The sequence below is a fragment of the Mycobacterium sp. ST-F2 genome (assembly GCF_001905655.1).
Classification (GTDB): Bacteria; Actinomycetota; Actinomycetes; order Mycobacteriales; family Mycobacteriaceae; genus Mycobacterium.
The window spans coordinates 48,602-73,683 of the sequence record NZ_JMHT01000021.1 but is presented as its reverse complement, the minus strand read 5'-3'; the positions used below and the strand labels follow the sequence as shown (position 1 = coordinate 73,683).

The 25,082-nt window shown below is 68.9% G+C and carries 21 protein-coding genes; 15 read left to right on the top strand and 6 right to left on the bottom strand.

The features are described 5' to 3' along the window. The first annotated feature begins 8 nt into the window (after positions 1–8). Genes EB75_RS09235 through EB75_RS09225 form a run of 3 tightly spaced genes read left to right on the top strand, consistent with a single transcriptional unit; the run spans position 9 to position 3,068 of the window. Positions 9–1,829 carry an ABC transporter substrate-binding protein/permease gene (locus EB75_RS09235; RefSeq protein ID WP_502689349.1) on the top strand — a complete coding sequence of 607 codons (1,821 nt, stop codon included), beginning with the start codon at positions 9–11 and terminating at the stop codon, positions 1,827–1,829. Beyond that, a complete protein-coding gene (locus tag EB75_RS09230) occupies positions 1,826–2,563 on the top strand; it encodes an amino acid ABC transporter ATP-binding protein (protein ID WP_073695120.1) in 738 nt (245 codons plus the stop codon). The genes EB75_RS09235 and EB75_RS09230 overlap by 4 nt, the downstream gene beginning before the upstream one ends. Before the next feature lie 40 nt (positions 2,564–2,603). Continuing rightward, positions 2,604–3,068: a MarR family winged helix-turn-helix transcriptional regulator gene (locus EB75_RS09225; RefSeq protein WP_073695119.1), complete on the top strand. Its 465-nt coding sequence runs from the start codon at positions 2,604–2,606 to the stop codon at positions 3,066–3,068. A gap of 62 nt (positions 3,069–3,130) precedes the next feature. On the opposite strand, the gene ggh is transcribed toward EB75_RS09225, so the two are convergent. Next, a complete protein-coding gene (gene ggh / locus EB75_RS09220; RefSeq protein ID WP_073695118.1) occupies positions 3,131–4,471 on the bottom strand; it encodes a glucosylglycerate hydrolase in 1,341 nt (446 codons plus the stop codon). 54 nt (positions 4,472–4,525) lie between these two features. Between ggh and EB75_RS09215 the strand changes: the two genes are divergently transcribed. Beyond that, positions 4,526–5,191: an SDR family oxidoreductase gene (locus EB75_RS09215; protein WP_073695117.1), complete on the top strand. Its 666-nt coding sequence runs from the start codon at positions 4,526–4,528 to the stop codon at positions 5,189–5,191. 63 nt (positions 5,192–5,254) lie between these two features. On the opposite strand, the gene leuS is transcribed toward EB75_RS09215, so the two are convergent. Further along, on the bottom strand, positions 5,255–8,137 hold the full coding sequence (gene leuS, locus EB75_RS09210; protein ID WP_168176017.1) for a leucine--tRNA ligase: 2,883 nt from the start codon (positions 8,135–8,137) through the stop codon (positions 5,255–5,257). Between the two features lie 195 nt (positions 8,138–8,332). On the opposite strand from leuS, the gene EB75_RS09205 reads away from it, so the two are divergent. Both EB75_RS09205 and EB75_RS09200 read left to right on the top strand, forming a co-directional pair. After that, positions 8,333–9,352 (top strand): LpqN/LpqT family lipoprotein, encoded by a 1,020-nt coding sequence (locus EB75_RS09205; protein WP_073695132.1) that lies wholly within the window; start codon positions 8,333–8,335, stop codon positions 9,350–9,352. A gap of 49 nt (positions 9,353–9,401) precedes the next feature. Further along, positions 9,402–9,758, top strand: a complete 357-nt coding sequence (locus EB75_RS09200; RefSeq protein WP_073695116.1) for a hypothetical protein — start codon at positions 9,402–9,404, stop codon at positions 9,756–9,758. Here EB75_RS09200 and EB75_RS09195 read toward each other — a convergent pair. Together EB75_RS09195 and EB75_RS09190 are read right to left on the bottom strand one after the other, a co-directional pair. After that, positions 9,755–10,516 (bottom strand): MerR family transcriptional regulator, encoded by a 762-nt coding sequence (locus EB75_RS09195; protein WP_073695131.1) that lies wholly within the window; start codon positions 10,514–10,516, stop codon positions 9,755–9,757. The two genes, EB75_RS09200 and EB75_RS09195, sit on opposite strands and share 4 nt — an antisense overlap. Before the next feature lie 69 nt (positions 10,517–10,585). After that, positions 10,586–11,200 (bottom strand): YqgE/AlgH family protein, encoded by a 615-nt coding sequence (locus tag EB75_RS09190; protein ID WP_174557646.1) that lies wholly within the window; start codon positions 11,198–11,200, stop codon positions 10,586–10,588. Positions 11,201–11,318: 118 nt separating this feature from the next. Between EB75_RS09190 and EB75_RS09185 the strand changes: the two genes are divergently transcribed. Further along, entirely contained in the window at positions 11,319–12,605 is a 1,287-nt protein-coding gene (locus tag EB75_RS09185; RefSeq protein WP_073695115.1) for an MFS transporter, read from the top strand. Positions 12,606–12,614: 9 nt separating this feature from the next. Then, positions 12,615–13,397, top strand: a complete 783-nt coding sequence (locus EB75_RS09180; RefSeq protein WP_073695114.1) for a TIGR03084 family metal-binding protein — start codon at positions 12,615–12,617, stop codon at positions 13,395–13,397. 101 nt (positions 13,398–13,498) lie between these two features. Here EB75_RS09180 and EB75_RS09175 read toward each other — a convergent pair whose 3' ends face one another. Continuing rightward, on the bottom strand, positions 13,499–13,984 hold the full coding sequence (locus tag EB75_RS09175) for a pullulanase (RefSeq protein WP_073695113.1): 486 nt from the start codon (positions 13,982–13,984) through the stop codon (positions 13,499–13,501). A gap of 18 nt (positions 13,985–14,002) precedes the next feature. After that, positions 14,003–15,502, bottom strand: coding sequence for a CCA tRNA nucleotidyltransferase (locus tag EB75_RS09170; RefSeq protein ID WP_502689348.1), 1,500 nt, complete (start codon positions 15,500–15,502; stop codon positions 14,003–14,005). Positions 15,503–15,626: 124 nt separating this feature from the next. On the opposite strand from EB75_RS09170, the gene EB75_RS09165 reads away from it, so the two are divergent. The 7 genes from EB75_RS09165 (at position 15,627) to EB75_RS09130 (ending at position 24,961) form a co-directional block, all read left to right on the top strand. Continuing rightward, entirely contained in the window at positions 15,627–16,415 is a 789-nt protein-coding gene (locus tag EB75_RS09165; RefSeq protein ID WP_073695112.1) for an NUDIX hydrolase, read from the top strand. Further along, positions 16,415–18,802, top strand: a complete 2,388-nt coding sequence (locus EB75_RS09160; protein WP_073695111.1) for a hypothetical protein — start codon at positions 16,415–16,417, stop codon at positions 18,800–18,802. The genes EB75_RS09165 and EB75_RS09160 overlap by 1 nt, the downstream gene beginning before the upstream one ends. Then, positions 18,799–22,176, top strand: coding sequence for a murein biosynthesis integral membrane protein MurJ (gene murJ / locus EB75_RS09155; protein WP_073695110.1), 3,378 nt, complete (start codon positions 18,799–18,801; stop codon positions 22,174–22,176). The genes EB75_RS09160 and murJ overlap by 4 nt, the downstream gene beginning before the upstream one ends. Positions 22,177–22,272: 96 nt before the next feature. After that, positions 22,273–22,833, top strand: a complete 561-nt coding sequence (sigM, locus tag EB75_RS09150) for an RNA polymerase sigma factor SigM (RefSeq protein ID WP_073695109.1) — start codon at positions 22,273–22,275, stop codon at positions 22,831–22,833. Positions 22,834–23,198: 365 nt separating this feature from the next. Next, complete coding sequence (locus EB75_RS09140) at positions 23,199–23,882, top strand: hypothetical protein (protein WP_073695107.1); 684 nt, start codon at positions 23,199–23,201, stop codon at positions 23,880–23,882. Between the two features lie 164 nt (positions 23,883–24,046). Next, entirely contained in the window at positions 24,047–24,328 is a 282-nt protein-coding gene (locus tag EB75_RS09135) for a hypothetical protein (RefSeq protein ID WP_073695106.1), read from the top strand. Between the two features lie 45 nt (positions 24,329–24,373). Continuing rightward, positions 24,374–24,961: an RsmA family anti-sigma factor gene (locus EB75_RS09130; protein WP_083612120.1), complete on the top strand. Its 588-nt coding sequence runs from the start codon at positions 24,374–24,376 to the stop codon at positions 24,959–24,961. Positions 24,962–25,082: the final 121 nt, after the last annotated feature.

Sequence of the window (25,082 nt, the reverse complement as noted above, 5' to 3'; positions counted from 1 at the left end):
CCGGCCGAATGAATTCCCGGCGAGCTGAAGCCGCTGAATTCGGCCGGGCACCCGCTAGGTTGACGTGCGTGACCTCTTTCCTGCGTGCGACGGTAGCGATACTGGTGGCACTCCTGGTCTGTTCGCTGTCCGTGGGAGTCCCAGCCGGCGCCACCACCGACCAGTGCGCACCGCCGGGCGTGCAGAGCGCCAGCGCCCTGCCCACCAACCTGGCCACCGCCGCCCAGGGCGACGGCACCGACAAGTACACGACGCCCGGTACCCAGCCGCTTTCCACGGTGCGGCCGGAGGCGTTGGGGCTGGGTACGCCCGGAGTGCTGACCGTCGGCACGCTGTCCGATGCCCCGCCGAGCATCTGTATCAACTCCAGCGGCCAGTTCACCGGATTCGACAACGAGCTGCTGCGGGCCATCGCCGAGAAGATCGGCCTGCGCGTCAACTTCGTCGGCACCGATTTCGCCGGGCTGTTGGCCCAGGTCGCGTCCCGGCGGTTCGACGTCGGATCGTCGTCCATCACCACCACCGACGCCCGGCGCCGTACCGTCGGATTCACCAATGGCTATGACTTCGGCTACTTCTCGCTCGTCGTCCCGACCGGATCGGCCATCAACGGATTCGGCGCGCTGAAGGCCGGGCAGCGCATCGGCGTCGTGCAGGGCACCGTGCAGGAGGCCTACGTCGTCGACACCCTGCACCTGGAACCGGTGAAGTTCCCGGACTACGCCACGGTGTACGCCAACATCAAGACCCGGCAGATCGACGCCTGGGTGGCGCCGTCTCAGCAGGCCTCCGGCACCGTGCAACCGGGTGACCCGGCGCGCATCGTCGAAAACACCTTCAGCTTGGACAATTTCGTCGCGTATGCCGTCGCGAAAGACAACAAGCCGCTGATCGACGCCCTCAATGCGGGGCTCGACGCGGTGATCGCCGACGGCACCTGGGCGCGGCTCTATGAGAACTGGGTGCCACGCGCGCTGCCGCCGGGCTGGAAGCCCGGATCCAAGGCCGCGCCGCTGCCGCAGCTGCCCGACTTCAACGCCATCACCGCGTCGCATGCGTCAGCGGCGCCGGCGGCCGGTCCCGCGCCGAAATCCACGCTCTCGCAACTGAAAGACGCGTTCCTGGACTGGCACCTGTACCGGCAGGCCATCCCCGACCTGTTCAAGACCGGCCTGCCCAACACGCTGATCCTGACCGTCAGTGCCAGCATCATCGGCCTGATCATCGGCATGGCACTGGCCATCGCGGGCATCTCGCGGTCGCGCTGGCTGCGCTGGCCGGCCCGGGTGTACACCGACATCTTCCGCGGCCTGCCCGAAGTGGTGATCATCCTGGTGATCGGGCTGGGCATCGGGCCGGTGGTGGGCTCGTTGACCGGAAACAACCCGTACCCCTTGGGAATTGCCGCGCTCGGTCTCATGGCGGGCGCCTACATCGGCGAGATTCTGCGCTCGGGCATCCAGAGCGTGGATGCCGGCCAACTCGAGGCCTCGCGCGCGCTGGGCTTCGGCTACCCGTCATCGATGCGGCTGGTCGTGGTGCCGCAGGGCGTGCGCCGGGTCCTGCCCGCGCTGATGAACCAGTTCATCTCGCTGCTGAAGGCGTCGTCGCTGGTGTACTTCCTGGGGTTGATCGCCAGTCAGCGCGAGCTGTTCCAGGTGGGTCGCGACCTCAACGCGCAAACCGGAAACCTGTCTCCCCTGGTCGCGTCCGGGCTGTTCTACCTGGCCCTCACCGTCCCCCTGACCCATCTGGTCAACTACATCGACCGGCGGCTGAGCACGGGCAAGCCCGTTGCCGCCGAGGTCGCGACCCAGGAGATCATATGACCACGCCGCAGGCAGTTTCCCTGGCCGCCAAGGATATTCACCTGTCGTTCGGGGCCAATGGCGTCCTGCGTGGCGTCGATCTGGATGTCCCCGCCGGCACCACGACGGCAGTCATCGGGCCGTCGGGCTCGGGCAAGTCGACACTGCTGCGCACCCTGAACCGGCTGTACGAACCGGACCGCGGCGACATCCTGCTCGACGGCCGCTCGGTCCTGAAGGACAACCCGGATCAGCTGCGCCAGCGGATCGGGATGGTGTTCCAGCATTTCAATCTGTTCCCGCACCGGACGGTGCTGGAGAACGTCACGCTCGGACCACGCAAGCTCAAGCGCCTGGACGCCGATGCAGCCCGCGAACTCGGCCTGAAACTGCTCGATCGGGTGGGGCTGAAGCACAAGGCCGACGTCCGTCCCGCGACCCTCTCCGGCGGGCAACAGCAACGTGTCGCGATCGCCCGCGCCTTGGCCATGAGCCCCCAGGTGATGTTCTTCGACGAGGCCACGTCGGCCCTGGATCCCGAACTCGTCAAGGGCATCCTGGCGCTCATCAGCGAACTCGGGGCCGACGGCATGACCATGGTGGTGGTCACCCACGAGATGGGTTTTGCCCGGTCAGCGTCGGATTCGGTGGTGTTCATGGACGGCGGCCGGGTGATCGAGACGGGAACCCCCGAGCAGATCTTCGAATCCGCGGAAACTCAACGTTTACGTCAATTTTTGGCGCAGGTTGTCTAATACCGGCCAGTATCCGGCATACACGTTAGACTATCGAACTATGTCGTCGACGGAGCCGCAGGTCGCGGACCTTGCAGGAGACCTGCAACAGGTCCTCTCCAAGCTGTTCAACGTGATGCGCCGACGCGTCGAAATCCCGAAGGACGCCGAGGCGGGCGCCGATCTGACGTTGGCGCAGCTGTCCATCCTGCTGACCCTGCTGGACCGCGGACCCATCCGGATGACGGAACTCGCCGCCCACGAACGGGTCCGTACGCCCACCACCACGGTGGCGATCCGCCGGCTCGAGAAGCTCGGTCTGGTCAAGCGGTCCCGCGACCCCTCCGACCTGCGCGCCGTCCTGGTGAACGTGACACCGAAGGGACTGGTGCAGCACCGCGAGGCCCTCGAAGCCCGTCGGAAGGTGCTGATCGCGATGATGTCCAAGCTGACGCCCGAGGACATCGACAACATCTCCAAGGCCCTTGCGCCGCTGGAGAAACTGGCCACCAGCAACGACGACTAGCCGCGCAACGATCAAGCGGCGAGGAACGAGCCGCGATGAGGCGCGCGGCAACACGGCCTGAGTCAACCCAGCCAGTCGAGAACGGCGGCCGCTGTCCACGACTGCTGCATGCTCCCGAGCGGTTCCCCGGTGAAGGGTTCGTAGTACTCGGCGAACGTGCCGTCGCTGGCCTGCCGCAGGCCTTCCCGGCGCAGGATCGACGCGCGCTCGGACCAGCCGCGGCGCGCGAAACACCAGGAGAACAGCCACGTCATCACCGGCCACACCGGGCCGCGCCAGTACTCGCGCGGCCGGAAATCGCGGGACACCGGTGACGTCGACGGGATCAGCGGGTACTTGAGATCCGGGTGCGCGCAGAAACGTGGGCCCTCCAGCAGGCGCAGCAGCGCGCGTTCGCGGTCATGCGGCAGGCCGCCGCACAGCAACGGGGCGAACTGCGCGACGGTCTCGCTCTGGATCCACTTGCCGGCCCGCAGATCGAAGTCGCGGGCCGCGCCGGTGCGTTCGTCGGCGGTCGCCACCACGCCCTGACGGAACCGCTCGGCCCACGAATACAGTTCGCGCACATCGGCATTCGGGCGCTTGTAGTCCTCGCCGATCTCGGCCAGGACCGTACACGCCACCGACAGGATCGCCGAGACGAAGACATCCTCGACCTGGAAGCTCATGACCTTGGGCAGCAGCGCGTCGTCATAACGGACGGACTTCATCTCCTCCAGCAGCCACAGGTAGCGGTCGTACTCGACGTCCGACGGCCGCTGGCTGGTGTCGGTGATGATCGCGTTGTCCTCGCGCTGGTATTCGGGCACCGCGCCCGGAACCACGTTGGCGTATGCGCTGTCCCACCGCGGCGAGTTGTCCATGCCGGACTCCCAGCCGTGATACAGCGTCACCCGGCCGTGTTCCTGTGGGTCCCGGGCCTCGGCCAACCAGCGGTGCCAGCGCACCAGATCGTCCCACCGGCGGTCCAGGAACGCCTCGGCGACCACGCGCGTCGACCGGCCGCGGGTGCGGGCGTGGTCCAGAATCCGTTGCACCGCAATGGCATGTACGGGCGGCTGGGTGATGCCGGAGGTGTCCCGGCTGCGGGGCGCGTTGACGGCCAGGGCGGCGGTCTCCCACCGGGCCGGGCCCGGAAAGTAGCCGTCGACGCCGTTGGCGAAGACGATGTGCGGGATCATGCCGTTGGCCCACTGCGCCGACAGCAGCGTGTCCAGCTCGACGACCGCGCGCTCGACCGTCAACGACGCCAGACCGATCGACACGAACGCGGCGTCCCAACTCCACATGTGCGGATACAGCAGCGGCGCCGCCGTCGTCATGACACCCAGGTCATTACCGCGCAGCAGGTAGGCGGCGCGGGCGGAGAGCTGGGTGGGCGCAAAGCTGTGGTCGGGTGGCATCGCTGTCTATTGTGCGTCGCCGCCCCGGGATTCGCTGATCGGTAGGCTCACGCCATGCCGACCGCAATGATCACCGGCGCTTCCCGGGGCCTCGGACTGGCCATCGCCGAAGCCCTCGCGCCGACGCACACGCTGTTCCTGGCCGGCCGGCCGTCGCCCGAACTCGATGCCGTGGCCGAGCGCTTCGGCGCGACCACCTGGCCCATGGACCTCACCGACTACGAGGGCGTCGAGGCGACGGTGGAGCCCATCGTCGAACTCGATGTGCTGGTGCACAACGCCGGCGTGGCGTACCCGGGGCGGGTCGGCGAGTCCTCCATCGAGGAGTGGCGCGCCACCATGGAAGTGAATGTGCTTGGCGCCGTGGGACTTACGCTGCCGCTACTGCCGGCATTGCGCGCGGCCCGGGGCCAGGTCATCTTCGTCAACTCCGGTGGCGGCCGCAACCCGTCCCCCGGGTTGGCGGCGTATTCGGCCAGCAAGTTCGCGCTGCGGGGCTTCGCCGACGCCCTGCGCGCCGACGAACCGTCACTGCGCGTGACGACGGTGTACCCGGGCCGGATCGACACCGACATGCAGTGGAACCTGGTGGCCTATGAAGGCGGCGACTACAACCCCGAGCGGTTCCTGAAGCCGTCGACCGTGGCGCAGGTGATCGCGCAGATCGTGGCCACGCCCGCGGACGCCCACCAGCACGAGGTGATCATCCGCCCCCGCTGATTTCCGAGGGATTTGTGCACGATTTTCCGCGCCGACCGCGGAAAATCGTGCACGAATCCCGAGTCAGGCGACGATATTGACCAGCCGGCCGGGCACGACGATGACCTTCTTGGGCGTGGCGCCGGCCAGGAAGGCCTGCACCTTCTCGTCGGCGAGGGCCGCGGCTTCCAGCGTGGCCTTGTCGGCGTCGGCGGCGACGACGATCTTGCCGCGCACCTTGCCGTTGACCTGTACCGGGTACTCGACGGTGTCGTCGACCAGGTAGCGCTCGTCGGCGACCGGGAACGGGCCGTGCGCCAGGGACTTCTCACTGCCGAGACGACGCCACAGTTCTTCGGCGAGGTGCGGGGCCAGTGGCGCGACCATCAGCACCAACGGCTCGACCGCGGCGCGGGCCGTCACACCCTCCTTGGTCAGGTGGTTGGTGTACTCGATGAGCTTGGCGGCGGCGGTGTTGTTGCGCAGCGCCGCATAGTCCTCGTTGACGCCGGCGATGGTCTTGTGCAGCTGCTTGAGCGTCTCGTCGGACACCGCGTCGTCGGAAACCCTTGGCTTGCCGGTGGTTTCGTCGACCACGACGCGCCACACCCGCTGCAGGAACCGGTGCGCGCCGACGACATCCTTGGTCGCCCACGGCCGGGACGCCTCCAACGGACCCATCGACATCTCGTAGACGCGCAGGGTGTCGGCGCCGTACTCCTCGCAGATCTCGTCGGGCGAGACGGAGTTCTTCAGGCTCTTGCCGATCTTGCCGAATTCCTGGTTGACCTCGATCTCGCCATCCGGTCCGGTCCAGAAGAATTTGCCTTCGCGCTCAACAACTTCCGCTGCCGGGACGTAGGCGCCGCGGGCATCGGTGTACGCGAACGCCTGGATGTAGCCCTGGTTCACCAGGCGGCGGTAGGGCTCGCGCGACGAGACGTGGCCGAGGTCGAACAGCACCTTGTGCCAGAACCGCGAGTACAGCAGGTGCAGCACGGCGTGCTCGACGCCGCCGACGTACAGGTCGACGCCACCCGGGTCCGCGGGCCCGTGGATCTCGGGCCGCGGGCCCATCCAGTAGGCCTCGTTCTCCTTGGCGCAGAACGCTTCCGAGTTGTGCGGGTCGGCGTAGCGCAGCTCGTACCAGGAGCTGCCGGCCCACTGCGGCATGACGTTGGTGTCGCGGGTGTAGGGCTGCAGGCCGTCACCGAGATCCAGGTCGACGTGCACCCATTCGGTGGCCTTGTTCAGCGGCGGCGACGGCTCGCTGTCGGCGTTGTCCGGGTCGAACAGCACCGGCGAGTAGTCGGGCACGTCCGGCAGTTCGACCGGCAGCGCCGAGTCCGGCAGCGGGTGGGCTTGGCCGTCGGCGTCGTAAACGATGGGGAACGGCTCGCCCCAGTACCGCTGGCGGGCGAAAAGCCAGTCCCGCAACTTGAATTCGACGCGCGCCTGGCCGCGGCCGGCCGCGACGAGCTTGTCGGTCACCGCCGCCTTCGCGTCGGAAACCTGAAGGCCGTCCAGGTAGTCGGAGTTCACCAACGCGCCGTCGCCTGTGTACGCGGACTCCGAAAGATCGCCGCCGGCAATGACTTCCACGATGGGCAGGCCGAAGGCGGTGGCGAACTCCCAGTCGCGCTGGTCGTGGCCGGGCACCGCCATGATGGCGCCGGTGCCGTAGCCGGCCAGCACGTAGTCGGCGATGAAGATGGGAACCTGGTGTCCGTTCACCGGATTCGTGGCGTAGGCACCGGTGAAGACACCGGTCTTGGTCTTGTTCTCCTGACGCTCCAGGTCGGACTTGGCCGCGATGGCGGCGCGGTAGGCCGCGACGGCCTCGGCCGGAGTGGCCGCACCGGACGTCCAGCGCGCGTCGACATCGGCGGGCCAGGCGTCGGCCACCAGGGAGTCGACCAGGTCGTGCTCGGGAGCCAGCACCAGGTAGGTCGCACCGAACAGCGTGTCCGGGCGGGTGGTGAAGACTTCGATGTCGGCATCGCCGGCGGAGAACAGCACGGCGGCACCGGTGGAGCGGCCGATCCAGTTGCGCTGCATGGCCTTGACCTTGTCGGGCCAGTCCAGCACGTCCAGGTCTTCGAGCAGTCGGTCCGAGTACGCGGTGATGCGCATCATCCACTGCCGCAGGCGCTTCCGGAACACCGGGAAGTTGCCGCGCTCGCTGCGGCCGTCGGAGGTGACCTCTTCGTTGGCCAGCACGGTGCCCAGACCAGGGCACCAGTTGACCATCGAATCCGAGCGGTAGACCAGGCGGTACGAGTCGACGACCTCGGCGCGCTCGGCGGCCGACAGTGCCGACCAGTCGCGACCGTCCTCCAGAGTCCTTGCGCCGGAATCGAATTCGGCGATCAGCTCGGAGACCGGCCGGGCCTTCTGCTGCGCCGCGTCGAACCAGGCGTTGTAGATCTGCAGGAAGATCCACTGCGTCCACTTGTAGAAGTCGGTGTCGGTGGTGGCGAAGCTGCGGCGTGCATCGTGACCCAGGCCCAGGCGTCCCAGCTGCCGCCGGAAATTGACGATGTTGGCCTCGGTCCGGGTGCGCGGGTGCGTCCCCGTCTGCACCGCGTACTGCTCGGCGGGCAGGCCGAAGGCGTCGAAGCCCAGAGCGTGCAGGACGTTACGGCCCGTCATGCGGAAGTAGCGGGCGTACACGTCGGTGGCGATGTAGCCGAGCGGGTGGCCGACATGCAGGCCGTCACCCGAGGGGTACGGGAACATGTCCTGCACGAACATCTTGTCCGCGGGCACCGAGGAGCCGTCGGTGGGTGCGAGCGAGCCGACGGGGTTCGGCACGTTGAAGGTGCCGCGGTCCGTCCACACCTGCTGCCAGTCGGCCTCGATGTGGCCGGCCAGTTCGGCGTTGTAACGGTGCTGCGGGCTGTCGGCGTCAGCGGCCGCAGCCGCCTCGGGACGCACGCCTGCCTGCGCATTCGGGGATTCGCTCACGTGCACAGGGTAATAAACGCCCCCGGCGCGACCTGCATCACGCCAACCGATGGCCATTGGTCTCGGTTCCGTTGCAGTGCGGTCAGAGCACGGTTGCAGGTGCGCGTCGGATCTGGTGGCCACGACGCGGCCCTACATACAGTCGGCTCCAGTGCAACGCGTGAGGCAGAAGTGAAGCGGAAGGACTGGCGCCACATGTTCGAGAACGCCCGCCACTGGCGACTTCTGGCAGGAGGCGTCGCCGCCGGCCTGGCGGGCGTCGTCGGCTTCGCCGGCAGCGTCGCAGCAGCCGATCCCCTGCCGCCCCAGCCCGTCGTCCCGGCGCCGGCGACCGTGACCCAGACCGTTACCGTGGCCGCCCCGGCGCCGGCGGCAGCCGCTCAGCCGGCCGGTCCCGCCTTCATTCCCGCAGGCCAGGCCGCCGGGGTGCCGCAACCGGCCGTTCTCCCCCAGCCCGCCACGCTCCCCCAGCCCGCCGTCGCACAACCGGTAATCGCTCCCGCCCCGGCCCCCGCGCCGACCCTGCCGCCGGCCGCCTCAGGCACCATCGCCGACTTCTTCCACGCCCACAACGTCGCCATGCAGCGGCAGACGGCCGCCGGCTTCACCGCGCTGAACATCGTCCTGCCGGTGCCGCCGGGCTGGGCCGCGGTACCCGATCCGAACGTGCCCGACGCCTTCGCCGTGATCGCCGACCGCGTCGGCGGCGACGGCCTCTACACCTCGAACGCCGCACTGCAGGTCTACAAGCTGGTCGGCGACTTCGACCCGCGCGAAGCCATCAGCCACGGCTTCATCGACAGCCAGCAGCAGGTCGCGTGGCGGTCCACCGACGGTTCGATGGCGGACTTCTACGGCATGCCGTCGTCGATCATCGAAGGCACGTTCCGCGAGAACAACATGACGCTCAACACCTCGCGGCGGCACGTCATCGCCACGTCCGGCGCCGACCGCTACCTGGTGACGCTGTCGGTGACGACCAGCGCGCAGGTGACCGTGGCCTCGGGCAACGCCACCGACGCCATCGTCAACGGCTTCAAGGTCAGCGCGCCCGGTGCCCCGGCCGCTGTACCGGCGCCGGCCGTCGCACCCGCGGCTCCAGCAGCTCCGGCTCCGGTCCCTGCCGCACCGATGGTTCCGGCGCCGGCCGCCGTCGCGCCGCACGCCGCCGGAGCCATGCCGCTCACCGCGACCATTCCCGGCACGGGCCGCTGACCGGTCGCCGGTTTGGATCGGCCGCCCGGCCGCCCCTATCCTGAGGGGCATGCTGATCGCCGCCGTGCTGTGCCTGTGCGCGGCCGCGGTGACCGCAGGCGTCGGCGCCTGGTCGCTGCGCCGCCCCCATTCCGATGACACCGTGCCGCGCGTTCTGCGTTCCGTGGCGCCCATCCAACTCGCGACGGCCGTGATGCTCGCCGCGGGCGGCGCCGTCGCGCTCGTCGCACCGCGCAGCACCGGCCTGATGGTGTTGATGGTGTGCGTCATCGGAGCCGTCGGCACCCTCGCGGCCGGCTGCTACCAGGGCGCCAAGGCCGGAGCCGCCATGATGGCCCGCGAGAACGCCCCCGCCGGCGAAGGCTGCGCCGGCAGCTGCGCCAGCTGCACGCTGTCCTGCAGCTAGTTACCCGTACGGTCCGCGTTCGCATGGATCGCTGCGCGGCAGTAGGCCGCCAGTCCCGGAAGTCCGAATGATTCGTCGTAGGTTGCGACGTATCTCGGATCGCTGACGTACATGTCACCCAACCGCCGGTGGAAATCCGGCGGGCAGTCGTAGAACCACCGATTCACATGGACTCGATGATGTTCGGCGGCAGCCATCGCCTGCTCGGAGTCGGGCGGAAGTCCGGCACGGAAGGCGTCGGACAACGCCTTCTCGACGGCTTCGCCCTCGGCCTTGATCCGGACCCAGTCGTCCTTGCCGTACGACTTGGCCCGGCGCTGCGATTCCTTCCACTCCGGCGTCTCGCCCCACTTCTGCTCGGCCTCGGCCTGGTAGTCGTCGAAGCCGTCGCCGAAGAGTTCGCGCATGTCGTCGTCGGTCATGGGGGTGTTGGTCATCGCTTTCTCCAATGCCTGATCGATTGCCTCGACGAGGTCCTTCATCTCGTCGAGGCGGGACATGACGCGTTCGCGCTGACGAACCAGGTGGCTGACCTCGTCGCCCTCATCGAGCAGGCTCGCGATCTCATCGAGAGAGAACTCGAGCCGGCGGTAGACGATGATCTGGGACAAGCGCGTCAGGTCGGCCGACGTGTACACCCGGTATCCCGAGGCGCTGCGCCGACTCGGGGTCAACAACCCGATGTCGTCATAGTGGTGAAGCGTCCGGACCGTGATGCCAAATCGCTCCGCGACTTCGCCCACGGTGAGTCCGTCCACCGGCATCTCCTGCGTCACATCGATAAGGCTGAGGCCTGACGTTGCGTAAGGGTCAAGCCCCGGAAGCAGTTAGTTCCGGCTCACATCGATCGGGTGCGTCGCCAGCATCGCCATGGGCATGGGCTGGCGCCGCAGTACCCGCGACCACAGATCCACGCGCGGCTCGACCAGAACGTCCGACGGCAGCGCCGACAGCACGATCCAGTCGTCGCGCTCGATCTCACCGTCGAGCTGGCCCACCGACCACCCCGAGTAGCCGGCATAGATCCGGACGCCCTCGACGGCGGCTTCGATTTCCTCGGGTTCGGCATCCAGGTCGACCATCGCGATGCGGCCCTGGACGTGGCGCAGCCCGGGCACGGTGGCCGGGTCGACGCCGACCTTCATGGTCGCCAGGCACAACGCGGAATCGCGCTTCACCGGTCCGCCGATGAACATGGACTTGGGTTTCTTGGCCAGCTTCGCCCACTGCGGCAACACGTTGTAGACGGCCGTCTCGCTGGGGCGGTTCAGGACGACGCCGAGCGTGCCACCGGAGTTGTGCTCGACGATGTAGATGACGCTGCGCCGGAACGTCGGCTCCAGCAAATCGGTGTTGGCAAGCAGCAGCGTCCCTGCCCGGATCCGGTGCGCGGCAGGGGCTATGAAATCCTCCGGTTCCTCTGACTGCGCCACGCCCTCCATCATCGCACTCGCCGGCCCTCGCCGTGACCTACGCACACGGGTCGCCGGGATATTTGTAGTGTGGAGCGGGCCGATTCGATCCCGCCCGGCACCCTCAAATCAGGACACGAATATTCCAGTGACCGACCGCCCCCATCACGTCGTCCTGCGCGCGGTGCAGGCCCTGCCCGACTTTCGGCGGCTGCTGGAACTGCGTGCGGTCAGCCAGTTCGGCGACGGACTTTTCCAGGCCGGTCTGGTGGGCGGGCTCCTGTTCAGTCCGGAACGACAAGCCACCCCGTTGGCCATCGCCGGCGCCTTCGCCGCGCTGTACCTGCCGTACTCGCTGCTGGGTCCGTTTGCCGGCGCGTTGCTTGACCGCTGGGACCGCCGGCAGGTGCTCATCGCCGCCAACCTCGGCCGGCTGCTGGTGATGATCTGCGTCGGCGCGCTGCTGGCCAACGCCGCGTCCGACCAGTGGATCCTGTTCGGTGCGTTGATCGTCAACGGCTTCACCCGCTTCGTCTCCTCCGGGTTGTCGGCCGCACTGCCGCACGTCGTACCCACCGAACACGTCGTGTCGATGAACTCGGTGGCCACCGCTTGCGGCGCCGTCTCGGCGTTCGTCGGCGCCAACGTGATGCTGCTGCCCCGGTGGCTGCTGGGCGCCGGCGACACCAGCTCGGCCGTGGTGATCTGGCTGGCGGCGCTGGCCGTCGCGGTGGCGCTGTGGCTGTCGGTGCGCTTCCACCGCCACCTCCTGGGTCCTGATGACAGCGTCCGCGCGGTCCACGGTTCGGTCGCCTACGCCGTCATCACCGGCTGGATCTACGGACTCCGGTCGGTGGCGAACGTGCCGACCGTGACGGCCACCCTGACGGGTCTCGCGGCGCACCGGATGGTGTTCGGCATCAACACCCTGATGGTGCTGGTGATCGTCCGGCACGGCGGCGGCGAACACGTCGCCGGGTTCGCGGTGACCGTCGTGTTCGTCGCCGCCGCGGGCCTCGGGTCGTTCCTGGGCAACGTCGTCATGCCGGCCGCGGTGCGCCGCTGGGGTCGCTATGCGACTGCCAACGGGGCCCTCGCCATCTCGGCGGTGGTTCAGCTTTCCGGTGCGGGCCTGCAGATACCGGTGTTGATCGTGTGCAGCCTGGTGCTGGGCACCGCCGGTCAGGTGGTCAAGCTGTGCGCGGATTCGGCCATGCAGCTCGACGTCGACGACGCGCTGCGCGGCCACGTCTTCGCGGTGCAGGACTCGCTGTTCTGGCTGGCGTTCATCATCGCGATCACCGCCTCGGCTGCCGTGATCCCGGCCGACGGCAAGTCCTCGGCGCTGATGGCCAGTGGCGCCGTCGTCTACGTCATCGGGCTGGCCCTGCACGCGACGCTGGGCAAGCGCAGCAGAACCGGCGGTACCGTCTAGGGTGCTGCCATGGCCCCCAATGCTGCTGCCGGTGTGATCGCCGATCTGCGTGCCGAAAGTGACGACCTGGACCGGCTGGTCGCCGAACTGCCGGCCTCCGAGTGGGCCGCGCCCACCCCGGCCGAAGGCTGGACCATCGCCCATCAGATCGCGCATCTGTGGTGGACCGACAAGGTGTCCGTCCTGGCGGTGACCGACGAGGACGCCTTCGCCGCGACGCTCACCGAAGCGTGGAAGAACCCGCTCGGTTTCGTCGACGAGGGCGCCGAGGAACTCGCGACGACGCCACCGGCCGAGATGCTGGCGCAGTGGCGCGCCACCCGCGCCACCCTGCACGACGCGCTGGAAGGTGTCGCCGACGGCCGCAAGCTGCCGTGGTTCGGCCCACCGATGAGCGCCGCGTCCATGGCCAGCGCCCGGCTGATGGAGACCTGGGCGCATGGCGCCGACGTCGCCGACACGCTCGGGGTGCGGCGTGAGCCGACGGCCCGCCTGAAGTCGATCGCGCACATCGGGGTGCGAACAAGGGATTTCGCGTTCACGCTGCACGAGCTGGCCCCGCCAACCGAGGTGTTTCACGTGGAACTTTCCGCGCCCGACGGCGGCCTGTGGACCTGGGGGCCGGATGACGCCGCGCAGCGGGTCACCGGCTCGGCAGAGGATTTCTGTCTACTCGTCACCCAGCGCCGGCCGCTGCGCGAACTCGACGTGACGGCCGTCGGCGACGACGCCCAGAAGTGGCTGACCATCGCCCAGGCCTTCGCCGGGCCGCCGGGAGCGGGCCGCGACTGAGCCGTGCGTTGACTCGCCGAGAAGGACCAAATGGTCGTGATGCGAGCCGATTCGCAGCCATACGGTCCTTCTCGGCCACGCCGCCGGCTGCGGTGGGCCGCCTACCCGCGCGCCACCCCACCCGCCGAATCCGCCGCGCCGTCACCATCGGTGTCGGTCAGCTGCAGGTCCCACCGGCCGTCGCCATCGGTGTCGGCGTACGCCACGGACCCGGCCAGGACCCGGTCCGCGAGCCCGTTGCCGTCGGCGTCGATCAGCCGGTCGTCGGCCGCGCCGTCACCGTCGAAGTCGACGACCGCTCCCCCACTCTGTTCGGTGCCGTCCAACCCGAACCACCGCAGCCCCGAGCCGACGGCCCACGTGCCGGATCCGTCGTCGGTGAGGGTGCGCTGAGCCCCGTCCAGATCCACGACGGCGTGGTCCGCCCGGCCGTCACCGTCGAAGTCGGCGAGCGCGTCGTCGAACAAGCCGTCGCCGTCCACATCGAGCCGCACGCCGTCGAGCGTCCCGTCACCGTCGGCGTCCACGGCCGGCTCCCCCGGCCACCACGACGCCGACCCGTCCCCGTCACTCAGGCAGTAGTCCATACCTGATTGGACGGATGGTCAGCCTCTGGCGTTCCACCATTTCTGCAATTCGGCGACGGCCTCGTCGTGCGACAGGGGGCCGCGGTCCAGCCGGAGCTCCTTGAGGAACCGCCACGCCTCACCGACCTGCGGCCCGGCCGGGATGCCGAGCAACGTCATGATCTCGTTGCCGTCCAGGTCCGGACGCACCCGCGCCAGATCCTCCTGCGCGGCCAGCTCCTCGATGCGCCGCTCGAGCCCGTCGTAGTTGGCCTGTAGCCGCGCCGCGCGCCGGCGGTTGCGGGTGGTGCAGTCCGCGCGCACCAGCTTGTGCAGCCGGCTGAGCAGCGGGCCGGCATCGGTGACGTACCGGCGCACCGCCGAGTCGGTCCAGTTGCCTTCGCCCTTGTCGTCGGCGTAGCCGTGGAAGCGCAGGTGCAGATACACCAGCTGCGAGACGTCGTCGACCATCTGCTTGGAGTACTTCAGCGCGCGCATGCGCTTGCGCGTCATCTTGGCGCCGACCACTTCGTGGTGGTGGAAGCTGACGCCGCCGTCGGGCTCGTGGCGACGGGTGTCGGGCTTGCCGATGTCGTGCAGCAGCGCGGCCCAGCGCAGCACCAGGTCGGGACCGGTCTCGGGCTCCTCCAGATCTATGGCCTGGCGCAGCACCGTCAGCGAGTGGTGGTAGACGTCCTTGTGCTGGTGGTGCTCGTCGATGGCCATCCGCATGGCACCGACCTCGGGCAGCACCACATCGCCCAGCCCGGTCTGCACCATGAGGTCGACGCCGGCCATGGGGTCGGCACCGAGCATCAGCTTGTCGAGCTCGGCGGCCACACGCTCCGCGGTGATCCGGCCCAGCTGCGGCGCCATCTCGATCAGGGCCTCCAGCACGCGCGGCGCCACCGAGAAACCCAGTTGCGAGACGAAGCGGGCGGCCCGCAACATGCGCAGCGGATCGTCACCGAACGACACCTGCGGCGCCGACGGGGTGTCGAGCACCTTGTCGGCCAGTGCGGTCAGGCCACCCAGGGGATCGTGGAATTCACCGATGCCGGCGGGCAGGTCGGGGTTGATCCGGACCGCCATCGCATTCACGGAGAAGTCCCGGCGCACGAGGTCGTCTTCGAGCCGGTCGCCGAACACCACCTCGGGGTTACGCGACACCTGGTCGTAGCTGTCCGCCCGGAAGGTCGTGATCTCGATGCGCTGCCCGTACTTGGCGACGCCCACGGTGCCGAACTCGATCCCGGTGTCCCACAACGCTTCTCCCCAGCCGCGCAACAACTTCTGCAGCTGCGCCGGCCGGGCGTCGGTGGTGAAGTCCAGGTCGTTCAGCTCGCGACCCAGCAGTGCGTCCCGCACGCTGCCGCCCACCAGATACAGCTCGTGACCCGCCGCGGCGAACAGCCGGCCCAGGTCCACGAGCAAATCCGCATGCTGATTCAGTGCGACCGCAGCAGCGGTCAGCAGTGTCGCCGGGTCGCTGCGCGAGCTCCGCTCCGGTCCGCCTTCGGCGCTTGCATCGTTCGGCACGTCCGATGAGCCTAATGCGCCCACCCCGCGACCGGACCACCCACCATCGCGGCACGGTCACAACTGGGCCACTGACCGGCGAGGGGGGACAGACCGCCCAACCTGAGCAGCTACTATCGCTTGGGTGTCGGAAGGCGAGCGTGCCAAACCACGACGGCGCCGCGGGCGACGTCGCGGTCGACGCTCGGCAGGTCCGCCCAGCGACAACGCCCAGCGCACCGACACCGATTCGGCAGCGCCCACCCGTGACACCACCGCACAACCGGTCCCTGCCGCGGCGGCCGCGTCCACCCCTGCCGCCCGCAAGTCCAACAACGACCGGCTGCGCACCGTCCACGAGACGTCTGCCGGCGGGCTGGTGATCGACGGCCTCGACGGCCCCAAAGACACCCAGATGGCCGCCCTCATCGGCCGCATCGACCGGCGCGGCCGGATGTTGTGGTCGCTGCCCAAGGGGCACATCGAACTCGGTGAGACAGCCGAACAGACCGCCATCCGCGAGGTCGCCGAGGAGACCGGACTGCAGGGCGGCGTGCTCGCCGCGCTCGGCAGTATCGACTACTGGTTCGTGACCGAGGGCCGCCGCGTCCACAAGACAGTGCACCATTACCTGATGCGATTCCTGGGCGGCGAGCTCTCCGACGACGACGTCGAGGTCACCGAGGTGGCCTGGGTGCCGCTGCGGGAACTGCCGTCCCGCCTGGCCTACGCCGACGAGCGCAAACTCGCCGAGGTCGCCGGGGAACTGATCGACAAACTGCACACCGATGGTCCGGGCGCCCTGCCGCCGCTGCCGCGCACCGCGCCGCGCCGCCGCCCACAGACCCATTCCCGCACGCGGAACCACCGCACCGACGACTCCGCCCATACCCAACCCGGCCGCCGCGCGAACGGCTGCGGACCCGGGTCGTGATGGTCAGGTTGGCGGCCTCGACAGCTCTCCTGCGCGTCCTGGCAGTCACCGCCCTGCTGTTGTTGCTCACCGCCCCCATCACGCCGCAGTCGTCGGCCGGGGAACCGGGCGGGACGACGTTCCTGCAGTTGCGCATCGACCACGTCACCCCCGATGTCGTCACCACCACCAGCGAGCCCGTGGTGACCGTCAGCGGCACCGTCACCAATGTCGGGGACCGTCCGGTGCACGACGTCATGGTGCGCCTCGAGCACGCGCCGGCGGTGACGTCGTCGCCGGGGCTGCGCACGACGCTCGCCGGGGAGCCGACGGACTATTCGGCGGTCGGCGACTTCACCACCGTCTCGCAGGACCTGGCCCGCGGGCAGAGCGTGCCGTTCCGGCTCGCGTACCCGGTGCGCTCGGCCGAACACCCCGCGCTGGGTATCGACCAGCCCGGCGTCTATCCGCTTCTGGTCAACGTCAACGGGACACCCGACTACGGGTCGGCGGCCCGCCTCGACGACGCGCGCTTCCTGCTGCCGGTTCTGGGCGTGCCCGCCACCCCGCCTGCCGCGGGCGGTACGAGCTCGCAGCAGCCCATCGACGCCGTCGTCCCGCCCGACACCGCACATCCTGTCGCGCTGACGCTGCTGTGGCCGCTGGCCGACCGTCCGCACCTGGCCCCCGGCGTCCCCGGCCGCACCGAACCGGCCCGCCTTTCCGACGACGACCTCGCTACCTCGCTGGCCAACGGCGGCCGCCTGGACACCCTGCTGGCCGCGGCCGACTTCGCCACCAACGACCAGGTGGATCCCGGCGGCCTGATGCGCGGCGCGATGTGCCTGGCCATCGATCCCGACCTGCTGATCACCGTCAACGCCATGAGCGGCGGCTACGTCGTCTCCGACGACCCGGCGGCCGGCCTGAACTCCCCCACCCACCCCGGTACCGGCCAGCAGGCCGCGACCGAGTGGCTGCAGCGGCTGCGGCAACTCGCGCAGCGGGTGTGCGTCACCCCGACGGTGTATGCCCAGGCCGACCTGCGCGCGCTGCAGCGCGTCGGCGATGCGGTGCTGAGCACCACCGCCATCACCGACGCCGGGCCCATCGTCAATCAGTTGCTCGGCATCACGTCACTGCGGGGTGCCACGGTCGTCGGGGACGGCCCGCTCACGGGCCCGGCAGTCCGGCTGCTGGCCGCCCAGCCCGAGCCGACCATGGCGATCGCCGCGGCCCCCGTCACCGCCGACGAGTCCGGCGAACCAGCCGATACCGCGCCCCGCCGATACGGCGACAAGGTCACCGTCGCGCCGTTCGATCCGTGTGTCGCCGCGGCCCTGGCCGGCGCCGGACGGACCCCGATCTCACCGGGGTACCTCGATAGCTCGCTGCACGTGCCGCTCATCCACGACTCCCCGGTCGCACGCCGCCAGGATGCCATCGCCTCCGTGCTGTGGCGGGGCCTGCAGCCCGACGCGCAGCCCCGCAATCAGATCCTGATGCCACCGCTGGCGTGGGATGTGACGCCCGACGACGCGCAGGCGATCCTGACGTCGGTGGCCACGGCCATCCACTCGGGGCTGGCGGTGGCCCGCCCGATGCCCGCGGTGATCGCCGAGGCGCAGGCGCTGCCACCAACGCCGACGGCCACGCCGCCCGACAATGCGGCGGGAAACCCCAAGGCCCGCTACGGCGACGGCGTCACCAGCCAGATCTCGACCACCATGGAGCGGATCTGGGGTCTGACGGCCGCGCTGACCGTCAACACCCAGACGGGGCTGACGGGTGACCAGTACACGGCGCCGCTGCGGGAGGACATGCTGCGCGCGCTGACGCAGTCGGTGCCCCCGACCGTCCGCGAGGCCCTGGCCCAGCAGCGCGTCACCACCACGCAGCACACCATGGACGACCTGTTCCACGCCGTCACCGTGGTGAACCCCGGCGGCTCGTACACGCTGGCCACCGAACGCAGTCCCCTCCCCCTGGCCCTGCGCAACGACCTGCCGGTGCCCATCCGGGTGCGGCTGGTCATCGACGCGCCGCCCGGCATGACCGTCACCGACATGGGCGAGATCGAACTGCCGCCGGGCTACCTGCCGCTGCGGGTACCCATCGAAGTCCACTTCACCCAGCGCGTCGCGGTCGACGTCGCCCTGCGCACCGCCAACGGACTCACCCTCGGCGAGCCCGTCCGGCTCTCGGTGCATTCCAACGCCTACGGCAAGGTGTTGTTCTTCATCACCCTGTCCGCCGGCGCGGTGTTGTTCCTGCTGGCCGGCCGACGGCTGTGGCACCGGTTCCGCGGGCAACCCGACCGCGCCGACCTCGACCGCCCGCACCACTCGCGGCCGCTGCGGCCCGATCCCCTGGATACCGCCATCGCCCACGCGCCGGAGGACACATGAGCGCGCCGCGAACCCCCCGTGGCGAGGCCCCCGCCGCCACGTCTCCCCGGCGCGCCGAACTGTCCGACGCCGCCGTCGTCTCCCGGTCCTGGGGCATGGCCGTCGCCACCCTCGTCAGCCGCATCACCGGCTTCCTACGCATCGTGCTGCTCGCCGCGATTCTCGGTGCGGCGCTGTCGAGTTCGTTCACGGTCGCCAACCAGCTGCCGAACATGGTGGCCGCGCTGGTGCTGGAGGCGACGTTCACCGCGATCTTCGTGCCGGTGCTGGCGCGCGCCGAGCGCGACGACGCCGACGGTGGCACCGCGTTCGTGCGGCGCCTGGTCACCTTGGCCACCGCACTGCTGCTGGTGACGACGGTGTTGTCGGTCGCGGCGGCACCGCTGCTGGTGCGCCTGATGCTCGGCAGCGACCCGCAGGTGAACCAGCCGCTCACCAGGGCCTTCGCGTATCTGCTTCTGCCACAGATCATCTTCTACGGGTTGACCTCGGTCTACATGGCAATCCTGAACAACCGCAACGTCTTCGGGCCGCCGGCCTGGGCGCCGGTGATCAACAACGTGGTCGCGATCATCACGCTCGGTGTGTATGTGCTTGTCCCGGGCGAACTCTCGATCGATCCCGTCGAGATGGGCAACGCCAAACTGCTGGTGCTCGGCATCGGCACGACCCTCGGCGTCGTGGCCCAGGCCGGGGTGCTGCTGTACGCCCTGCACCGGCACCACGTCGACCTCCGGCCACTGTGGGGCATCGACGAGCGGCTCAAGAAGTTCGGGACCATGGCCGTGGCCATGATGCTGTACGTCCTGATCAGCCAGATCGGACTGATCGTCGGCAACGAGATCGCCAGCCACGCAGCCGCATCCGGCCCCGCGATCTACAACTACGCCTGGCTGCTGCTGCAGTTGCCGTTCGGCATCATCGGCGTGACGGTGCTGACCGTCGTGATGCCGCGGCTGTCCCGCAACGCCGCCGCGAACGACACCCCCGCGGTGCTCGCCGACTTCTCGCTGGCCACCCGGCTGACCATGGTGACGCTCATCCCGATCGTCGCCTTCATGACCGTCGGCGGCCCCGCGATCGGCAGCGCCCTGTTCGCGTACGGCAACTTCGGGGCCACCGACGCCGGCTACCTCGGCATGGCCATCACCCTGTCGGCGTTCACCCTGATCCCGTATTCCATGGTGCTGCTGGAACTTCGGGTGTTCTACGCGCGCGAACAGCCGTGGATCCCGATCGTCCTGATCGTCGTGATCACCGTGGTGAAGATCGTCGGCTCGCTGATCGTCCCCCACCTGACCGACGATCGCGAACTCGTGGCCGGCTACCTGGGCCTGGCCAACGGGCTGGGCTTCCTGGCCGGCGCGACCGTCGGCTACGTGCTGCTGCGGTCGGCGCTGCGGCCGCCGGGCGGCCGGATGATCGAGCTGCCGGTGATCCGGACCATCCTGGTGACCATCTGCGCCTCGCTCGGCGCCGGCCTGCTCGCCTACCTGGCCGACAAGCTGCTGGGCTTCGCCCGGCTGACCGAGCACGGCGGCGCGGGCGGATCGTTGCTGCGGCTGGTTTTGCTCGGCCTGATCATGCTGCCGGTGATCGTGGCGGTGCTGGTCGCCGCCAAGGTGCCGGAGGCCCAGGCAGGCATCGCATTCGTACAGCGCCGACTGGGCCGCGGTACCCCCGCGCCGACCCCGGCAGTCCAGGTCAGCTCTGCTGTACCGGACTCCGCGAGAGCCGGGTTCCCGTACCCTGGACACGGCAATTCACCTCCGGTACCACGGCGGCAGGATGCGGCCGCCACCCCAGGGGCAAACCCGAAAGGTGGTACCACGGGCGGGCTTCGGAAAGGATTTGCGGTGACCGACGCACCCGCGGACCAGGGATCCGCCCCCACGCCGGATACCTCAGGCGGCGACGATGTCGCTTTGCGGGCCGGCGCGGTCGTCGCCGACGGCCGGTACCGGCTGCTCGTCTTCCACGGCGGACCACCCGATCTGCAGTTCTGGCACGCACTCGACATCGCGCTCGATCGCCAGGTGGCGCTGACGTTCGTCGACGCCGATGCCGAGCTGCCCGAGTCGATGGTCCAGGAAATCCTCACCCGGACAAGCAAACTGAGCCATATCGAAGGACCCGGGCTGGCCCGGATCCTGGACGTCACCCGGCTGGGCCATGGTGGCCTGGTGGTCAGCGAATGGATCCGCGGCGGCTCGCTCGCCGAAGTCGCGGCCACCAATCCGTCCCCGATGGGCGGGGCCCGCGCCATCCAGTCCCTGGCGTCGACGGCCGAGTCCGCGCACCGGGCCGGCGTCGCACTGTCTGTCGACCATCCGGGCCGGATCCGGGTCAGCATCGAGGGCGACGTAGTACTCGCCTTCCCCGGCACGCTGCCGTCGGCCACGCCCGAGGACGACATCCGCGGCATCGGCGCCACCTTGTACGCGCTGCTGATCAACCGGTGGCCGCTGCCCGAGGCCGGTGCCCTCAGCGGCATGCTGCCCGCGACGCAGAACAGCGCCGGCCAGCCCGTCGAACCGCGCTCGATCGACGGCACCATCCCGTTCCAGATCTCCGCCGCGGCGGCGCGCGCCGTCCAGGACGGTGGCGGAATCCGTTCGGCCCCAACGCTGTTGAACCTGCTTCAGCAAGCGACCACCGTCGCCGAGACCACCGAACTGCTGGAGCCCATCGACGGCTCGGCGGTCCTCGACGAAGCCGATGCCGAAGCCATCGAAGCCGCCGCCAAGCGGCGCCGGGCCCTGATGATCGGGGTGGGCGTCGGCGGCGCGATTCTGGTGGTGGCCCTGCTGGTGCTGGCGTCGGTGCTCAAGGGCATCTTCGGCGACGTCGGCGGCGGCCTGGACAAGCAGCAACTCGGCCTCAACAGTCAGCATCCGACCTCCAGCGGCGCCCCGACGCCCGGCAATGTGGTGAAACCCGTTGGTGTTACGGTGTTCTCGCCCGGCGGCGGCGCCGACTCGCCGGAGACCGCGGGCAAGGCCATCACCGGCGCCGCCGGCGACGCCTGGTCCACCGACGTCTACACCGATCCGGCCCCGTTCCCCAGCTTCAAGAACGGCGTCGGCCTCATGCTGAACCTGCCCCAGGCGACTACCGTCGCGTCGGTCAGCCTGAACCTGACCAGCACGGGTACGGCGATCCAGATCCGGTCCGCCCAGACGGCGACACCGGCCTCACTGGACGCCACCACGGTGCTGACACAGCCGGCGACCATGAAGCCGGGCACCAACACCATCACGATCAGCAACGCGCAACCGACGTCGCACCTGCTCATCTGGATCTCGACGCTGGGCTCGGTCGACGGCAAGAGCAAAACTGACATCTCGAACGTCGTGGTGAAGGCCGCCGCGTAGGTTATCCACAGGCCCGGAAACCGGGTTTGTGCAGGTCACAGCCGTGTCCGCCAATTCGCGTCAGGCCCCTTCCAGAACCGGATTTATGGTTCGGACGTGGGGAGTTTCGGGGGGAAACTGTCGGACACGTCCGACGCTGAATTACTGGCAGCGCACATCGCCGGGGACCGTTACGCATTCGAGGAACTGGTACGCCGACACCGGCGCCTGCTCTACCGGCTCGCGCGCGTGCGAAGCAACGACCCGCGGGATGCCGACGACGCCCTGCAAGACGCGCTGCTCAAGGCACACTGCCATGCGCCCCGGTTTCGGCACGACAGTTCGGTCCGCAGTTGGCTCAGCCGCATCGTCGTGAATTCCTGCGTGGATCGGTTGCGGCACAACAGCATTTACAGCACCGACGAACTCCGCGACGATGCCTGCTCGGTGCCCGGCCCGGCCCATCACGTGGAGATGGTCGTGGCGATTGAACGGGCGCTGCTGCGACTACCGGTCGAGCAGCGGGCCGCAGTGGTCGCCGTCGACATGCAGGGCTACTCGGTCGCCGAGACCGCGGCGATGCTGGGTATCGCGGAGGGCACTGTGAAGAGCCGCTGCTCACGGGCCCGGGCGAAACTCGCACGGTCGCTGGCCCACCTGGCACAGCAGCCGGACTGAGAGCGCGCCACCGCGGCCACCACGCAGCCGCAGCGCACGGAATGGCCGGCTACGCAACGCCATCGACAACCAGGGTGCCACCCCATGACTCGAGCGTGCCGGTGTTGCACCCGCCCGGTTTCCCGACCGCGGTGAGACTCGCATCGTGACCGCCCGTCGCGCCGATCGTCATCGGGACTCCACTGATGGTCTGACCGGGGTGGCCCACCGTCGGAGCGCCGGCCCCTTGGCCGTCTAGATGGAAGGCGAAGATGGCGTCCGAGCAAGAGTGGGCATCGGGGGTGTATTTGATCAATACTCGCTGGCCCTTCGCGGCATCGAAATGAACCGACGGCGCAGCGTTGCAAATCTGACCATTGGGTGGCGTGCAGTATCCGCGAACCGAGGACATCAGCGCTGCCTACACGGATATGACCTATAGCGGGCACCGGATCCCGTACCTGGGCTCGGGTGATCCCGAAGCCGCCGCGATCAACAGCGCCTACAAGCGTGGCGCGGGAGCCTTCATCAGCCGATGCGACTGGACCGAATTCGGCGTGGGCTTCATTCGTCACGAAGACCGAAGCGTCGACGTCGTGACCATCGTGTTCGGCAAACCGCTGGAGAACCCCGGACCGGATCCGAAGGCCGCCGACACCACCAACGGCGTGCCCGCCAACAAGCCTGTCGAGAAGCCGCCCATCCAATGCCCGGAGGGTTCGCCCACGCCTACAGTCCCGGCCGGCCAGCAGTGCGCACCAATCCCCATCGTGACCAATGCGATTCAGGCGTCCTTCGGTGATCCCGGCCTGACCACACTCACGTTCAACGTCACCAACACGTCCAAGCTCGAGGCAACGTGCAACTACACCGCCACGACAAACTCGATCAACCCCGCCGTCCCGAAGAAGACAACCCGACAGTTCAACGTGCCGGCAAACGGCAGCCACACCGAAACCTTCAACGGCGCAATAACATTCACTACTTACAACGCCGTGCTCTCCTGCAGGGACGCCACCGGCAGACAGACCGCCGAACTCGGCCACGTCGAAACTTCGGTCACGTGGTAGCCCGGTCGGTCACCAGAGGCGCTGACCTGGTCGACGGTGTCGACATCCAACGTCTCGATGACCCCACCGAGCACTGACCGTCGAAATCAGCACACCGGAAAGCATTTTCGCGCCAACGACGCCCCAACCAGGGCAGCACTAGCCCTACGACAATAGGTTTCACGATGGACCCGATGGAACCCTGCTATCTCGTCGAGTGGTACAGCCCGAGTTTCATCGACGGGGCACTGGCGCAGGCTGCCGACGCCTTGAGCGCCACCGCTGCGTCACTGTCCACCGATGGCGCGCGGGTCCGCATGTCGACGTTGATCGCCGTGCCGACAGACGAGGTGGTGTTCGGGATCTTCGTCGCCGACTCCGCCGAGATCGTCACGCGGACATGCGAATCGGCCGGTTTTCCCGCCCAGCGGCTCAGCGCCGCCAATGATGTGGGTACGCGCGAATAACATTGGGGTTTCGGGTAATCGGCCCGAACCGCTAGATTTCCTTTCGTGACCTGGGCACGACGGGTGACCGACTCCATCGCCGACGGCGCCAGTGACGGCACCGACGCGGACAAGCTCGTCGACACCCCGCGGCACCACGTCATCCCCGGCCACACTGCCGGTCATGGCGCGCGCCCACTGCGCCCGGCCGTCGTCGGTGGTGCGGTGGCGGGCATTGTCGCGATCGGGCTCGCGACGGCGCTTCTGCTGATCTCACCCGGCGAACCCACACGAATCTCCGCCGGCCCGACAGCGTCGTCGCTGACCGTGCAGCGCCAGGCGGGCATGCCGTGGTCCGACCGGCAGATTCTCGGGCTACGGAACAAGGCACCCGAGTTGGGGGCGCTCGCCGGAGCGGACCGGTTGCGGTCCTGCCTGCAGAGGCTCGGTTACTCCCCCACCACGCCGGTTCTGGGCGCGGCAACCCTGACCGCCCGCGACCAACCCCAGGTGCTCCTGCTGCTTCCCGGCACCGATCGCGGCTCGCTGCTGGCCCTGGTGGTGTCTGCCGGCTGCGGCTCGACCGACGCCGGCCTGATCGCCGATGCCGTCATCCACGATGCTGCGGGCCCGTCGCCACAATCGAGCCGCTGACCGCCCCGGAGCCCGCCAGACGGCCGGGAACACCGGCACTTACCCTGGTGTTATAGGCGTACCGACTCTGGCAGCAGGCCAACCAGGTATGAGCCTGACCAGAGCCAGATGAAAGGCGGCC

What these genes read in the sequence shown, in the direction of transcription:
- EB75_RS09235 (WP_502689349.1), top strand. Translation starts at nt 9, where the DNA reads ATGAATTCCCGGCGAGCTGAAGCCGCTGAATTCGGCCGGGCACCCGCT.
- EB75_RS09230 (WP_073695120.1), top strand. Translation starts at nt 1,826, where the DNA reads ATGACCACGCCGCAGGCAGTTTCCCTGGCCGCCAAGGATATTCACCTG.
- EB75_RS09225 (WP_073695119.1), top strand. Translation starts at nt 2,604, where the DNA reads ATGTCGTCGACGGAGCCGCAGGTCGCGGACCTTGCAGGAGACCTGCAA.
- ggh (WP_073695118.1), bottom strand. Translation starts at nt 4,471, where the DNA reads ATGCCACCCGACCACAGCTTTGCGCCCACCCAGCTCTCCGCCCGCGCC.
- EB75_RS09215 (WP_073695117.1), top strand. Translation starts at nt 4,526, where the DNA reads ATGCCGACCGCAATGATCACCGGCGCTTCCCGGGGCCTCGGACTGGCC.
- EB75_RS09205 (WP_073695132.1), top strand. Translation starts at nt 8,333, where the DNA reads ATGTTCGAGAACGCCCGCCACTGGCGACTTCTGGCAGGAGGCGTCGCC.
- EB75_RS09200 (WP_073695116.1), top strand. Translation starts at nt 9,402, where the DNA reads ATGCTGATCGCCGCCGTGCTGTGCCTGTGCGCGGCCGCGGTGACCGCA.
- EB75_RS09190 (WP_174557646.1), bottom strand. Translation starts at nt 11,200, where the DNA reads ATGGAGGGCGTGGCGCAGTCAGAGGAACCGGAGGATTTCATAGCCCCT.
- EB75_RS09180 (WP_073695114.1), top strand. Translation starts at nt 12,615, where the DNA reads ATGGCCCCCAATGCTGCTGCCGGTGTGATCGCCGATCTGCGTGCCGAA.
- EB75_RS09175 (WP_073695113.1), bottom strand. Translation starts at nt 13,984, where the DNA reads ATGGACTACTGCCTGAGTGACGGGGACGGGTCGGCGTCGTGGTGGCCG.
- EB75_RS09160 (WP_073695111.1), top strand. Translation starts at nt 16,415, where the DNA reads ATGGTCAGGTTGGCGGCCTCGACAGCTCTCCTGCGCGTCCTGGCAGTC.
- murJ (WP_073695110.1), top strand. Translation starts at nt 18,799, where the DNA reads ATGAGCGCGCCGCGAACCCCCCGTGGCGAGGCCCCCGCCGCCACGTCT.
- EB75_RS09135 (WP_073695106.1), top strand. Translation starts at nt 24,047, where the DNA reads ATGGACCCGATGGAACCCTGCTATCTCGTCGAGTGGTACAGCCCGAGT.